We start from the raw sequence: 13,575 nt of genomic DNA, 5'->3' as shown, positions 1-13,575 counted from the left end.
GATCGATTGGTTGTGTCGCTCCCGGAACGGCAGAGCTGGTTGCACCGCGTGGACGCTGGTCAGCACAGACGGACCGCCGTGCCGGCGTCGAATTCGTTCGGGACGGTGGTGCTGAAGGCCGGGCCGGGGGTGGTCCTCCCCAGACGCGGCCGCGCCGCCGACCGCACAGCTTCTCGACCCCGCGAGTGCCGGGAGCGCCTACCCGGCACGCTGGGGGCGGAGGTGCTCGTGGCACGCAAAGACGAACTGGGCAGGCAGGGCGAGGAGTGCGCCGCCCTCTTCCTCGCCGCCGCCGGCTACCGGGTCGTGGAGCGCAACTGGCGCTGCGGGCAGGGTGAGATCGACCTGGTCGCCGAGCTCGGGGGAGAGGTCGTCTTCGTCGAGGTGAAGACGCGTTCGGGAACCCGCTTCGGGCATCCGTTCGAGGCCATCACTGTCGCCAAGCTCGCCCGGCTGCGTCGCCTCGCGGCGGCGTGGTGCGAACAGGCGGATGCCCGGCCCGCCCGCATCCGTGTCGACGCCATCGCCGTGATCATCCGTCCCGGCACCGAGCCCGTGATCGAGCACCTGACGGGCGTGTTCTGATGGGGCTCGCCCGCACGCATGCGGTGGCCCTGGCCGGGATGACCGGGGCACTGGTCGAGGTGGAGGCCGACATCTCCGGGCAGCTGCCGGGTATCATCCTGATCGGGCTGCCCGATGCGGCCCTGTCGGAGGCCACCGAGCGGGTGCGGGCTGCGGCGAAGAACTCGGGCTGTCCGCTCACCCGCAACAAGCTCACCATCAACCTCTCCCCGGCGTCGTTGCCGAAGCACGGGTCGGGCTTCGACCTGGCCATCGCGCTGGCCTGCCTCGGGGCCGACCAGGTGGTCTCGGCCGCGTCGGTGGGCCGGGTGGTGCACATCGGCGAGCTGGCCCTCGACGGACGGCTGCGGCCGACGCCGGGCATGCTCCCGGCGGTGATCGCGGCCTCCCGGCTTGGCCACGGCACGGTGATGGTGCCCGCCGGCAACGTCGATGAGGCGTCCCTCGTGCCGGGCGTGCGGGTGATCGGTGTCGCCTCCCTGCGGGACGCCGCCATCTGGCATGGCGCCGAACTCGAACCGATCCCGGTTGACCCCATCCTCGTTCCCGGCGACGCCGCGGCGGAGACGGCCGAACCCGACCTGGTCGACATCATCGGCAATGACGATGCGATCCTGGCGTTGCAGATCGCGGCGGCCGGCGGTCACCACGTCTTCATGGTGGGGCCGCCCGGCGCCGGCAAGACCATGCTGGCGGCCCGGCTGCCCGGACTGCTGCCCGACCTCGACGCTGAGGCCTCCCTCGAGGTCAGCTCCATGCGGTCGCTCAGCGGCCGCGCCGTCGGGCGCGCCCTGATCACCCGCCCGCCGCTTGAGGCCCCGCACCACACGGCGACGGCGGCGGCCATGGTCGGCGGAGGCAGCGGGCAGGTCCGGCCTGGCGCGGCGGCGCGCGCCTCGCACGGGGTGCTCTTCCTCGATGAGGCTCCCGAATTCGCCTCGGCGGTGCTCGACGCGCTCCGGCAGCCGCTGGAATCCGGGGTGATCAGCATTCACCGCGCCAACGCGGTCGCCCACTTCCCGGCCCGCTTCCAGCTGGTGATGGCGGCCAACCCGTGCCCCTGCGGGCAGTACGGCGCCCCTGACCTGGACTGCACCTGCCCGCCGAGCTCCCGGCGACGGTACTTGGCGCGCATTTCGGGACCGCTGCTGGACCGTATCGACATTCAGCTGCGGGTGCAGCGCATCACTGCCGCCCAGCTGAGGCTGGCCACCGAGACGCCCCGACTGGCGAGCGCCGTCGCCCGCGGACGGGTGATCGAGGCCCGAGCCGCCGCGGCCCAGCGCCTCGCCGGCACGCCGTGGACGCTGAACTCCGATGTGCCCGGCCCCTGGCTGCGCGGCCCCCAGGCCCGGCTGGGCAGAGCGGCCACGGCTATCCTTGACCGGGCGCTTGAACGCGGAGGCATCACCATGCGCGGATATGACCGAGTACTGCGGGTGGCCTGGTCCATCGCCGACCTCGAGGGCGTGTCCCGGCCCGGCATTGAACAGGTAGGGCAGGCCTTGTACCTGCGGAAGGGAATGACGTCATGATGCTGTTTGGGCTGGAGGAATCCACGGTGGTTGCGCTGACCGGGGGCGTGCGGGCATCCGCCGGGTCTGGCCCGACAGATGCCGCGGCCGCCGCCGATGTGTTCGCGCGCGCCGCGTGGACCGGCATCTCGGAGCCGGGCGACGGCGCCGCCGGACTGCTCGTGCAGGGGCTGGGGGCCGGGCCGGCACTCAGTGCCGTCCTCGACCTGTGGACCGGGGCCCGGCTCGCGGGCGCGCTGGCCGCAACGGGGTTGCCACTGACCGACGACCTGCAGGCCCTACTGGAGCAGGCCCTGCAACGCTGGCGGCCGCGGTTATCCTCGGCCGAGGTGATCCGTTCCCTGCAGCAGGCGGCGCGCGCGTCCGCCGGGCTCCTGGTGCCCACTGATGCACATTGGCCGAGAGGCGTCGACGACCTGGCAGTCCACGCGCCGATCGCACTCTGGTGGCGGGGCATCCCGACCGCTCTGACGGCGCTGTCCAACTCGATCGCCCTAGTGGGTGCCCGCGCGGCCACCGGCTACGGCGAGCATGTGACGATGGAGGCCTCCGCCGGGCTCGTCGACCGCGGCTTCCTCATCGTCTCCGGGGCGGCGTACGGCATTGACGGCATGGCGCACCGGGCGGCACTGGCCAGCTCGGGGCTGACCGTCGCGTTCCTCGCCGGGGGAGTGGACCGCTACTACCCGAGCGGCCACGACGCCCTGCTGAGCCGTATCGCCACGATGGGGGCGATCATTTCCGAACTGCCGTGCGGGGCCGCGCCCACCAAATGGAGGTTCCTGCAACGCAACCGGTTGATCGCCGCTGCCAGCGCGGCCACGGTCGTGCTCGAGGCCGGCTGGCGCTCGGGTTCGCTCAACACTGCCGGGCATGCCGCCGCTCTCGGCCGGCCGCTCGGGGCCGTTCCGGGCCCGGTGACCTCGCCGACGTCGGCCGGCTGCCATCGGCTGATCCGCGAGTATGACGCCGTTTGCGTCAGCACAGCCGCGGAAATGGCCGAACTGGTGGGCGAACGGATGCTGGGCCTCACCCTCGACCTGCCGCCCGCCGATGGAGACACGGCCGGGTTCGGCGGCCGCACGAGCGAGCAGGTGCGCGTGTTCGACGCTCTGAGCACGCGGGCGGCGCGCAGCGTGACCGACATCGCCCGTCGGGCCGGACTGTCGATGTCAACGGTGCAGGGGTCCCTCGGCGCCCTCGACCTGGAGGGGGTGGTTCGGGAGAAGGAGACCGGCTGGGTGCGCGGCCGGTAACGGTTCGCCGTTCACCCGACCACCCCCCTGGTCGTCCCCGTCCTTTCGGCGTACGAGCACGTCGACCGTGGCCCCGTCGTTGTCATCCATGATCACTGGAAGACTCCTGATCACTGGACGATCGTGACGATGACGGAGGCGCTCACAAGCCCCGAAGCTTCCGCCGTGAACGTGTACAGGCCCGCTTGATTGCCTTGGTAACTGACCTGGCAGCCACTGAACGTAGCAACACCGTTGAGAGAAGTCCTGGTTGTCGCCGCGCACGACAGCGTGCCGGATCTGTTGGACGGTGGACTCGCAGAGAGCGTGACGCTTACAGCGGCGTTCGCTGTGTTGCCGAAGGCATCCTGGATCGTGATTTCCGGCTGAGGCACGAAGAAGTCGTTCCTCTTATGGCTCTTCTGAGGGAATGTTCCGGTGAAAGCGAGTTTTGACGCGGCCCCGGCCGAGATCGTGGTGGTGTTGCTCGTGGCCGTGATGGGGCCTGCCACGACGGCCGTCAGTGTGTAGGCGCCGGCCTTGTCGATCCGACAACCGGTGAAGGTCGTGACGCCGGCGGTGCTGGCGGAAGCACACGCGGACAGGGTGGCCCCGACGGGTGTGTTGGTGAGGCTCAATGTCACGGCTGCGGTGCTGTTCGTGACGGTGTTGCCACCGGCATCCTGCACCGTGACAACCGGTTGGGTGGAGAAGGCACTCTGACTGATGGCGGTGCTGGTCGGGAAGGCGATGGCTAGTTTCGCTACGGAGCCGACCGATATGGTGAGGCTGCTGGACTCGGCCGTCCAGGTCCCTGAGGCCGCCGTGAGTGTGTAGCTGCCGGGTTTGTCGATCCGGCAACCGGTGAAGGCCGCGACACCGGACGCGGCCGCGAGCGGGTTGCCTGAGGTGCAGGACAGCGCGGCGCCTGCCTGGGTCGTGAGGCTGAGGCTGGTGGTGACGGTGTTTCCGAACGCATCCTGCACGGCAATGACAGGTTGGGTTGAGAACGGGGTTCCGCCGCTACTGCTATTGGCGGGCTGTGCGGTGAAGACGAGTCTCTTAGGGGGCCCGGCGGTGACGTTGATGCCGTTGCTCGTGGCGTCGGCGAGCCCGGCCGAGGTGGCGGTGAGCGTGTAGCTGCCGGCCTTGTCGATCTGGCAGCCGGCGAAGGCGGCGATGCCTGAGACGGCAGCCCGGGCGTTCGCGGCGCAGGTCAGGCTGGCCCCGGCGGGTGAGGTGAGGCCGAGGCTGATTGTTGCGGTGCTGCCGGTGATGGTGTTTCCGCCGGCGTCCTGAACGGTGACCATCGGTTGGACGGGCGCGGCGAACGTGGTCTGGCTGGTGATGGAGAAGTCAACGGCAGGTTGGGTGAAGGACAGTTTCTTCGCGGAGCCCACGGAAACGGTCAGGGCACCGGAGGCCGCGGTGAGCGTATAGGTGCCGGCCCTGTCGATGGCGCAGCCGGTGAAGACCGTGACACCGGATGCTGCCGCCAGCGGGTTGGTTGGGCACGTGAGCCTGGCGTCGGCGGGCGACCCGGTGATTGCCAGTGTGACCGGGCTGGTACTGGTGGGCACGGTGTCTCCGGCGGCATTCTGGATCGCGACGCTGGGCTGGGCAGTGAAGACGGCGCCGCTGGTCGCGTCGGACGGTTGGGCCTGGAACGCGACTTTCGTCGGATTCGAGATCGTCACGCTGCCACTGGGGGCGCTCGCCGCGGTCCAGCCGTTGTAGACGGCGGTGACCGTGTAGGTATAGTCGCCGGTCAGAACGAGCAGGTCGTCGCAAAACGCGGTGGCCACGATGATGGTCGGGCTGGTGCCGCAGGCCGGGGTCGGCGTGCCGGTGCCGGTCTTGGTGCGGGTGGCGCAGGAGCCGGTCGGCGCGGGCGTGCCGACGGATGCCGTCCAGCGCAGGCTCACGGTGCCGGCGCTCGTCGCGGGAACGAGCACGTCGGTGGGCGGAAGCAGCGTGCCGAGGGCTGCCGAGCCGGAGCCGAACCCGGGGGCGGTGTAATACGCGGAGGCGCCACCGGTTACGGACACGACCAACACGGCAAGGGTCACGGCGGCGGTGAGGCCGAAGGGTGAGGCCGAAGAATGAGAGGCGGGTGTTTCCGGATGCGGAACGGTGGGCACGGAGGGAAGTCACGTCAACCTCTCACAGCTGTCGAACGAGCATGAATGTTCAGGGACTCAGATGTTCCAAAATGAAAATCGCACAGGTGGGCAGGCTCGGAGAGAGCCTGCCCACCTGTGATCGAGCTAGTTGGACTTGAGCGTCAGCGTGACGGTGGCGCCCTTGCAGGCGTCCTGGTCGTCAGCGGTGTCAAGGAACATGAGCGTCGAGGCTCCCGTGATGGTCACATCGACGACGGCCTGGCTCCTGGGCATGCCCATCACGCGCGTGTCGGAGACGACGGACGGGGCGATCGTAAAGTTGTCGGCGAAGACACACCCCGGGGCGTCAGTGCTGCCGGTCTGGGAGATGGTTGCGACCTTGAGGCTGGACGTGCCCGCATTTTTTGCGGAGTACGTCACCGGCACGGAGGCGCCCGGGGTCAGACCGTCGGCCAGGTGGGCGCTCAGCACCAGCGAGCCGTTGGACTTGGCGTTGGCCGCCGCACCGGTGCCGGAGCCGGTCGTCGACCAGTAGGCGTACGCTCCGCCTCCGCCGACCAGGAGCATCGCGGCCGCGACGAGCGCGATGCTCCTCACCCGCAGCTGCTTGGCGGTGCCGGCGGTTGCCTCGGGTGTGGTCTTCTTGGTCATGTGATGCCCTTCTATCGATTTCGGGTCTCGACAGTCCTCATCTGTGAGGACACGTGCTGAAAGCTAGGGCGGTCTCGTGTGCGCCGTTAGGCCGGATGAGCCCACAGAACGGGGCTGCGGGCCCCCCCCCCCAATAGTGGGTTCGCGCGAATCCCACCGAAGGGTGAATTTGCGCGACGACAGGCCGACGTCGGGGGCAGGCCGTAGTCTGGGCGGCACCCACGAAAGGTGAGTCATGTCAGCCGTGCAACTGGGCCAGTACCCTCCAGCCACCCACCTCATCGCGCATATCAGCGACACCCACTTCCTCGGCGGAGGTCGAGCGCTCTACGGCGCGGTCGACACCGACACCACCGTGTACCAGGCGATGGCACAGTTGGAGCGGTCCGGTCTCCGGCCCGACGCGCTGCTCTTCACCGGTGACATCGCCGACCGCGGTGAAGCCGCTGCGTACCGCCGGGTGCGTGACATTGTCGAGGCCGCGGCCGAACGGATGGGCGCCCCCGTCATCTGGGTGATGGGGAACCACGACAAGCGCGAGGCCTTCCGCACCGAGCTGCTCCGGGAAAAAGGATCCTCGGCGCCGATCGACCGGGTATTCGACATCGGGGGAGTGCGCATCATCGCACTGGACACGAGTGTTCCGGGCTATCACCACGGCGACCTGTCCGGCGCGCAGTTAGCGTGGCTGGCCGAGGTGCTCAGCGAGCCTGCTCCGCACGGCTCCCTGCTGGCGCTTCATCATCCGCCCGTGCCCACGATGTTGCCGCTGATGTCCATCCTCGAGCTGCGGGGGCAGCCCCGACTGGCCGAGGTGGTGGCCGGCAGCGATATCCGGGCGATCCTGGGCGGACACCTGCACTACGCGACGACCGGACTCTTCGCGGGTATCCCGGTGTCGGTCGCCGCAGCGACCTGCTACACGATCGATCCGACCGCGCCGCAGGGGGCGCTCAGCGGTCTGCAGGGTGGGCAATCGATCAACCTCGTGCACGTCTACGACGACCAGATCGTGCACTCGCATGTGGCTCTCGGCGAGTTTCCGGCAGCGACCGGCTTCGACGCGGCCTTCCTCGACCGGATGGAGGCGCTTACGCCCGACGAGCGCACCGAGGCCTTCTCGCGGCAGGTCTGACCGAGGTGACTATGCCTGAGTCCGTTCGCATACCACCGCCGGTTCCCGCGCCGGTGCACCTCCTCAATGCGTCTGTCGACGACTTCGTGGTCTACCTGGCCGTTGAGCGCGGCTTCTCCGTACACACCGTGCGCGCCTACCGCACCGACCTGGCGGGACTGATCGCCTTCGCCGAAACTCGCAGCGTCATCGACCCGGCGGCGCTGAGCCTCGATCTGCTCCGCGATTGGCTGTGGGTCGGAACCCAGTCGGGGCTGGCGCGGGCGACCATTGCCCGGCGGTCGGCCTCCGCCCGCAGCTTCACGGCCTGGCTGGCACGCACCGGCGGCAGCGCAACCGACCCCGCCGTGCGGCTGCGCTCGCCGAAACCCGGCAGACCACTGCCCCGAGTGATCAACCACACCCAAATGCAGGAGCTACTCACCCACCTGGAACTTCGTGCTGCCGGTCCCGACCCGGCGGCGCTGCGCGACCTCGCGATAGTGGAACTGCTCTATGCGTCGGGGTTGCGGGTCTCGGAGCTCGTTGGCCTCGACGTCACCGACGTCGATCTGCACCGACTCACCGTGCGGGTCACCGGCAAGGGTTCCAAGGAACGCGTCGTTCCCTTCGGCGTGCCGGCCCAGCACGCGATCCTCGCCTATCTCGAACGGGGCCGCCCCCGGCTCGTTGAGACCGCAGCGCCCGCCGAGACCGCAGCCCCCGCCGGGACCGTGGGGCCCGCTGCCGAGAACCGCGCGCACGCAGCGAAAACCGCTGCCGAGAACGCCGCGACGCCGGTGAGCGCGCTGTTCCTTGGTGCGCGCCGCCAGCGCCTCGGCGTGCGGGCGGTCTACCGGCTGGTCGCCACTCTGCTCGCCGATGTGCCCGGCAACGGGCCGGCCGGCCCGCACGCCCTCCGCCACACGGCGGCCACCCACCTGCTCGACGGCGGAGCCGACCTCCGGGCCGTGCAGGAGCTGCTCGGCCACTCCAGCCTCGGCACCACCCAGATCTACACTCATGTCTCGGCCGAACGCCTCAAACAGAGCTACCGCACCGCGCACCCGCGCGCCTGACTCCCCGGCGACGGGTTCCGGGACTGCTCCGCGACTACCTCGCGGCTGCCGGCCCCTCAGCTGTCTCCTCTCAGGAGCAGTGCTGGCAGCAGCACCGCGCGAGGAACTCCGACCAGATACAGCAGTGGTGACACATAGCCACCGTTCAACCGGGCGCCAAGATGCAGGCACTGCCCAGCGCAGTGCCCGCCGTCGGCAACCTGGCCGACGGGCTGCCCTGCCGCGACCCGGTCACCGACCGCGACACTGGCCGACACCGGCTCGATGCTGGATACCAGGCCGTCGGCATGTTCGATCGAGAGTACGGGGCGGTCGACCACGACCCCGGCGAACGAGACGATACCCTCGGCCGGTGCAACCACCTCCCGGCCGGCCTCGGCCGACAGGTCCAGACCTCGATGGCCCGGCGCATACTGGGTGGCCGGCGCCAGGAAACCCCGGAGCAACGGATGCGGCGGAGCCAGCGGCCAGTGCCAGGTGCCGGAGGTGGCCGTCTCCGCGGATGTCTCCGTGACCGACGCCGCCCCGGGTAATGTCACACCCGCCGCGTCGCTCCGCACCATGGACAGGCAGGACAGCGGCAGCAGCGCGGCCGCGATGAGCAGACGGAAGGCATTCATGCCACCACCGTGCGGCCTCCGTCCCGCCCTAAACCGGCGAGGGCGGTATCCGTGACCGGATCCCGTACCAACCCGCCTGGGGAGGGACGCCCGCACGTGCCGGCGCGCGCACGGGGCACCCCCGTGGGTGCTAACCTTTGAGGAGCAGCGCTTGCGTGCTGACTACGCGTGCCCACTCGGCCTCCAGACCCACTCGGTCCTCGTTTCTTTCAGATGCGAGGCGGTTCTGTGCCGGGCACCAGGAGTGGTGATCATCCGATCACGACACAAACCGATTGGCGTTCGTCTGCATCGCAGCGCGCGCCGGACAAGGAGAACGGCTCATGGCCGTCGTAACCATCCGCCAGCTGCTCGACAGCGGCGTGCACTTCGGGCACCAGACCCGCCGTTGGAACCCGAAGATGAAGCGCTTCATCTTCACGGAGCGCTCCGGCATCTACATCATCGACCTGCAGCAGTCGCTCGGGTTTGTCGACAAGGCCTACGACTTCGTCAAGGAGACGGTTGCCCACGGCGGCACCATCCTCTTCGTCGGAACGAAGAAGCAGGCGCAGGAATCGATCGCCGAACAGGCCATCCGCGTGGGCCAGCCCTACGTCAACCAGCGCTGGCTCGGCGGCCTCCTCACCAACTTCCAGACCGTTTCCAAGCGTCTGGCCCGCATGAAAGAGCTTGAAGAGCTCGACTTCGAGGACACCGCCAAGAGCGGTTTCACGAAGAAGGAAATGCTCATCAAGAAGCGCGAGCTCGTCAAGCTGCACAAGAGCCTCGGCGGCATCCGCAACCTCACGAAGACGCCGTCGGCGCTGTGGGTTGTGGACACCAACAAGGAGCACCTCGCCATTGACGAAGCCCGCAAGCTCGGCATCCCCGTCATCGCGATCCTCGACACCAACTGCGACCCGGACGACGTCCAGTACCCGATCCCGGGCAACGACGACGCCATTCGTTCCGTCGGCCTGCTGACCCGCATCATCGCGGACGCTGCGGCCGAGGGCCTCATCCAGCGCCACGCCAAGCCGGAGGCTGAAATCGAGCCTCTCGCCGCGTGGGAAGCCGAACTCCTGGCCGCTCCTGCCGAGAACGCCCCGGCAGCTGACGAAGCCGTCGCCGTCTCCGACGAGACCGCAGAGGCCGTCGTGGCCGCGCCGGTTGCCGACGAGGAAGCCGCCGCAGCCCCAGCCGCAGAAGCCGAAGCCGCAGCCGTTGTTGCAGCCGACGCTCCCGCCGAAGAAACCAAGTAAGGACCAAGCATGGCAAGCATCAGCCTCGCAGACGTCAAAGCGCTGCGCGAGCGCCTCGGTACCGGCATGGTCGACACCAAGAACGCCCTCGTTGAAGCCGAAGGCGACATGGAAAAGGCCGTCGAAATCCTTCGAATGAAGGGTGCGAAGGGTAACGCCAAACGCGCCGATCGTTCCACCTCCGAGGGACTCGTCGCTGCCAAGGAAATCGGCAACACCGCCACCCTGATCGAACTCGCCTGCGAGACCGACTTCGTCGCCAAGGGCGATAAGTTCGTTGCACTAGCCGAGAAGGTCTTGGACGCGGTCGCCGCTGCCGCGGCCACCACGGTCGAGGAAGGCCTGGCCGCTCCGGTCGACGGTCAGACCGTCGGCCAGCTCATCGACGGCGAGGCCGCGATCATTGGCGAGAAGTTCGAACTTCGCCGCGTCGCATCCGTCGCGGGTGAGAAGTTCGCGATCTACCTGCACAAGACCAGCAAGGACCTGCCCCCGCAGGTCGGCGTTGTTCTGGGTTACTCCGGAGGTGACGCGGAGACCGCGCGCAGCGTGGCTCAGCACATCTCCTTCGCGAACCCTGAGTACCTCGCTCGCGAAGACGTTCCCTCCGACCTCGTTGAGGCCGAACGCCGGATCGTCACCGAGATCTCGAAGAACGAGGGCAAGCCGGAGGCTGCACTGCCCAAGATTGTCGAGGGTCGCGTCACCGCGTACTTCAAGCAGGTTGCACTCCTCGAACAGGATTATGCCAAGGACAACAAGCTGTCCGTCAGCAAGGTCCTGGCTGACGCCGGACTGACCGTCTCGGGCTTCGCCCGATTCAAGGTCGGCGCGTAACCGGTCGTTTGATCGTAGTGAAGGAGATCGGGTTGCAGTCGCAATCCGGTCTCCTTCTGTGTGTGGGCACCCACCAGCCCACCCAGTAGTTTTAGAACACCGCCGGAACACGGCACGGCACGGCGCAACACAACCCAACACAACACAACACAACCCAACCCAACGCAACACTGCACGGCACAGCACGGCACAGCACGGCACAGAGCATCACGAGGGAAGAAGCGCACAGAATGTCAGACACGGTCAAGAAGCGCAGGGTCCTCCTCAAACTTTCCGGCGAAGCCTTCGGGGCAGGCAGCCTGGGCGTCAATCCCGACGTCATCAGCGCCCTCGCCCGCGAGATCGCCGAGGCGGCCAAGACGGTGGAAATCGCCATCGTCGTCGGCGGCGGCAACTTCTTCCGCGGCGCCGAATTGTCCCAGCGTGGAATGGACCGCGGCCGTGCCGACTACATGGGCATGCTCGGCACCGTGATGAACGCCCTTGCCCTCCAGGACTTCCTCGAGCAGGCCGGATCCGAGACACGGGTGCAGTCCGCGATCGCGATGACCCAGGTCGCCGAGCCGTACATCCCTCGTCGCGCGGAACGCCACCTCGAAAAGGGCCGCGTGGTCATCTTCGGCGCGGGCGCCGGGCTGCCCTATTTCTCCACCGATACGGTTGCGGCCCAGCGTGCCCTGGAAATCGATGCGGACATCGTGCTCGTCGCCAAGAACGGCGTCGACGGGATTTACTCCGACGACCCGCGCACCAACCCGGACGCGCACAAGATCGACCACATCACCTACCAGGAGGCCCTGCAGCGCGGCCTCAAGGTCGTCGACTCGACGGCCTTCAGCCTCTGCATGGACAACGGAATGCCCATGCAGGTGTTCGGCATGGCCCCGCACGGCAACGTGACGGCTGCCATTCTCGGCGCCGATCTGGGAACCCTTGTCTCCAACTAAGCTTGACAACGCCATCGAAGAAGGAGTCATCGTGATCACGGATGTTCTGTCCGACGCCACCGCCCGCATGCACAAGGCCGTGGAAGCTGCCAAAGACGACTTCGCGACCGTGAGAACCGGTCGTGCGAACCCGCAGATGTTCGCCAAGATCCTGGTGAACTACTACGGCACACCGACGCCACTGGAACAGCTCGCCTCGCTGCAGAACCAGGAGGCCCGCACGCTCCTGATCGGGCCGTACGACAAGGGCGCCCTGCGAGACATTGAGCAGGCCATTCGCGACACTCCGAACCTGGGCGCCAACCTCGGAAACGACGGCAACGTCATCCGGGCCACGCTGCCGGAGCTGACCGCGGACCGCCGCAAGGAATACGTCAAGATCGTGCGCACCAAGGCCGAAGATGCCAAGGTGTCGGTGCGCAACCTGCGCCGCAAGGCCAAGGACGACCTCGACGCCCTCAAGAGTGAAGTGGGAGACGACGACGTGGCCCGCGGCGAGAAAGAACTCGAACACATCACCAAGACCCACGTGGATGCCATCGACGACGCCCTCAAGCGCAAAGAAGCAGAACTCCTCGAGATCTAAGGACGATCCAGCCTCATGACGGACGAATCAGGCGATTCCGGAGAACGCGAAGGGCTGCGCGCCAAGCGCGAGCATGGTGTCAGTCGCGCCGAGTTCAGGGCCCAGATGCAGTCGAAGAAGGCCGATCTCGAACGTCAAATGCTGGCGACCCGGGCGCAGCTGGATGCGACTCAGGAACGTATCCAGGCGCGCACCGGGCGCAACCTGATCCTGGCAACCCTGATCGGGCTCGCGCTTGGCTTGTTCATGCTGTTCAGCCTCATCTTCATCAAAGACCTGTTCATGGTCTGCGCGATCGCGTTCGTGGGCTTCACGGCCTTCGAGCTCGCTCAGGCTCTCCGTCTCGCCGGACGTAACGTGCCGCGCGTACCGGTCGTCCTGGCATCCGTGGGTGTCGTGCCTGCCGCGTTCTACCTCGGCGCGGCGGGCCAGTGGCTGGGTACGCTCGCCGGCATTGGGTTGATCGCCCTGTGGCGGCTGGCTTTTCTCGTCCGGCGCGCCCACCGCGCTCCCTCCCGGGAGGTGCTCGGCGACATCGGTGGTGGCTTCCTGATCCAGGCCTACGTCGTCTTTCTCGGCAGCTTTTCTGTGCTCCTGGTCGCCCAGCCCGACGGGCAGTGGTGGACCCTCGCCTTCCTGCTGCTGGTCATCTCAGCCGACACCGCGGCGTACGCCGCCGGCCTCAGCTTCGGCAAGCACCGCATGGTCCCCTCAATCAGCCCGAAGAAGACCTGGGAAGGGTTCGCTGGCGCCGGCGTCGCCTGTATCGGGATCGGCGTGCTGCTCGCAGTGTTCATGCTCGACCAGCCCTGGTGGTTCGGCCTCGTCTTCGGTGTGGTCATCTTGTTCAGCGCGACCTTCGGCGACCTGGCCGAATCCCTGATCAAGCGTGACCTCGGCATCAAGGACATGAGTTCCTGGCTGCCTGGTCACGGCGGTCTCCTCGACCGGTTGGATTCGATCCTGCCGTCGGCCGCAGCCGCGTACGCCCTCTACCTGATTTTCGCTTAGCGGCCTCG

General features: G+C 67.9%; 13 protein-coding genes. 10 read left to right on the top strand and 3 right to left on the bottom strand.

The features are described 5' to 3' along the window. Positions 1-228 precede the first annotated feature (228 nt). From E3T25_RS17505 to dprA, 3 genes are read left to right on the top strand one after another with little or no spacing between them, the layout of a single operon-like run. Complete coding sequence (locus E3T25_RS17505) at positions 229-585, top strand: YraN family protein (RefSeq protein WP_104103537.1); 357 nt, start codon at positions 229-231, stop codon at positions 583-585. Continuing rightward, complete coding sequence (locus tag E3T25_RS11175; RefSeq protein WP_134343034.1) at positions 585-2,120, top strand: YifB family Mg chelatase-like AAA ATPase; 1,536 nt, start codon at positions 585-587, stop codon at positions 2,118-2,120. Before E3T25_RS17505 ends, E3T25_RS11175 begins: the two co-directional genes overlap by 1 nt. Then, a complete protein-coding gene (gene dprA, locus E3T25_RS11170) occupies positions 2,117-3,376 on the top strand; it encodes a DNA-processing protein DprA (RefSeq protein ID WP_104103149.1) in 1,260 nt (419 codons plus the stop codon). The genes E3T25_RS11175 and dprA overlap by 4 nt, the downstream gene beginning before the upstream one ends. Positions 3,377-3,486: 110 nt before the next feature. Here dprA and E3T25_RS16805 read toward each other — a convergent pair whose 3' ends face one another. Then, on the bottom strand, positions 3,487-5,496 hold the full coding sequence (locus tag E3T25_RS16805) for a hypothetical protein (protein ID WP_166785994.1): 2,010 nt from the start codon (positions 5,494-5,496) through the stop codon (positions 3,487-3,489). A 126-nt stretch (positions 5,497-5,622) separates the two neighbouring features. Then, positions 5,623-6,129 carry a hypothetical protein gene (locus E3T25_RS11160; protein WP_134374262.1) on the bottom strand — a complete coding sequence of 169 codons (507 nt, stop codon included), beginning with the start codon at positions 6,127-6,129 and terminating at the stop codon, positions 5,623-5,625. A gap of 235 nt (positions 6,130-6,364) precedes the next feature. Here E3T25_RS11160 and E3T25_RS11155 point away from each other — a divergent pair, with 235 nt between their 5' ends. Beyond that, positions 6,365-7,264 carry a phosphodiesterase gene (locus E3T25_RS11155; protein WP_104103158.1) on the top strand — a complete coding sequence of 300 codons (900 nt, stop codon included), beginning with the start codon at positions 6,365-6,367 and terminating at the stop codon, positions 7,262-7,264. 11 nt (positions 7,265-7,275) lie between these two features. Then, positions 7,276-8,322 (top strand): tyrosine-type recombinase/integrase, encoded by a 1,047-nt coding sequence (locus E3T25_RS11150; protein ID WP_134343037.1) that lies wholly within the window; start codon positions 7,276-7,278, stop codon positions 8,320-8,322. Positions 8,323-8,378: 56 nt separating this feature from the next. On the opposite strand, the gene E3T25_RS11145 is transcribed toward E3T25_RS11150, so the two are convergent. After that, positions 8,379-8,942: a M23 family metallopeptidase gene (locus E3T25_RS11145; RefSeq protein WP_134374260.1), complete on the bottom strand. Its 564-nt coding sequence runs from the start codon at positions 8,940-8,942 to the stop codon at positions 8,379-8,381. A 323-nt stretch (positions 8,943-9,265) separates the two neighbouring features. Here E3T25_RS11145 and rpsB point away from each other — a divergent pair, with 323 nt between their 5' ends. The 5 genes from rpsB (at position 9,266) to E3T25_RS11120 (ending at position 13,567) form a co-directional block, all read left to right on the top strand. Next, positions 9,266-10,186, top strand: coding sequence for a 30S ribosomal protein S2 (gene rpsB / locus E3T25_RS11140; protein ID WP_104103167.1), 921 nt, complete (start codon positions 9,266-9,268; stop codon positions 10,184-10,186). 9 nt (positions 10,187-10,195) lie between these two features. Continuing rightward, positions 10,196-11,023, top strand: coding sequence for a translation elongation factor Ts (tsf, locus tag E3T25_RS11135; protein WP_134343040.1), 828 nt, complete (start codon positions 10,196-10,198; stop codon positions 11,021-11,023). Between the two features lie 230 nt (positions 11,024-11,253). After that, on the top strand, positions 11,254-11,970 hold the full coding sequence (gene pyrH / locus E3T25_RS11130) for a UMP kinase (protein ID WP_104103173.1): 717 nt from the start codon (positions 11,254-11,256) through the stop codon (positions 11,968-11,970). Positions 11,971-12,001: 31 nt separating this feature from the next. Beyond that, positions 12,002-12,556: a ribosome recycling factor gene (gene frr, locus E3T25_RS11125; RefSeq protein WP_104103176.1), complete on the top strand. Its 555-nt coding sequence runs from the start codon at positions 12,002-12,004 to the stop codon at positions 12,554-12,556. 15 nt (positions 12,557-12,571) lie between these two features. Next, complete coding sequence (locus tag E3T25_RS11120; protein WP_233194174.1) at positions 12,572-13,567, top strand: phosphatidate cytidylyltransferase; 996 nt, start codon at positions 12,572-12,574, stop codon at positions 13,565-13,567. The last annotated feature ends 8 nt before the right edge of the window (positions 13,568-13,575 follow it).

This window comes from Cryobacterium sandaracinum, assembly GCF_004403415.1.
In the GTDB taxonomy this organism is placed as follows: Bacteria; Actinomycetota; Actinomycetes; order Actinomycetales; family Microbacteriaceae; genus Cryobacterium; species Cryobacterium sandaracinum.
This window is presented reverse-complemented; position numbering and strand designations above follow the sequence as displayed.

What these genes read in the sequence shown, in the direction of transcription:
- E3T25_RS11175 (WP_134343034.1), top strand. Translation starts at nt 585, where the DNA reads ATGGGGCTCGCCCGCACGCATGCGGTGGCCCTGGCCGGGATGACCGGG.
- dprA (WP_104103149.1), top strand. Translation starts at nt 2,117, where the DNA reads ATGATGCTGTTTGGGCTGGAGGAATCCACGGTGGTTGCGCTGACCGGG.
- E3T25_RS11160 (WP_134374262.1), bottom strand. Translation starts at nt 6,129, where the DNA reads ATGACCAAGAAGACCACACCCGAGGCAACCGCCGGCACCGCCAAGCAG.
- E3T25_RS11155 (WP_104103158.1), top strand. Translation starts at nt 6,365, where the DNA reads ATGTCAGCCGTGCAACTGGGCCAGTACCCTCCAGCCACCCACCTCATC.
- E3T25_RS11150 (WP_134343037.1), top strand. Translation starts at nt 7,276, where the DNA reads ATGCCTGAGTCCGTTCGCATACCACCGCCGGTTCCCGCGCCGGTGCAC.
- E3T25_RS11145 (WP_134374260.1), bottom strand. Translation starts at nt 8,942, where the DNA reads ATGAATGCCTTCCGTCTGCTCATCGCGGCCGCGCTGCTGCCGCTGTCC.
- rpsB (WP_104103167.1), top strand. Translation starts at nt 9,266, where the DNA reads ATGGCCGTCGTAACCATCCGCCAGCTGCTCGACAGCGGCGTGCACTTC.
- tsf (WP_134343040.1), top strand. Translation starts at nt 10,196, where the DNA reads ATGGCAAGCATCAGCCTCGCAGACGTCAAAGCGCTGCGCGAGCGCCTC.
- pyrH (WP_104103173.1), top strand. Translation starts at nt 11,254, where the DNA reads ATGTCAGACACGGTCAAGAAGCGCAGGGTCCTCCTCAAACTTTCCGGC.
- E3T25_RS11120 (WP_233194174.1), top strand. Translation starts at nt 12,572, where the DNA reads ATGACGGACGAATCAGGCGATTCCGGAGAACGCGAAGGGCTGCGCGCC.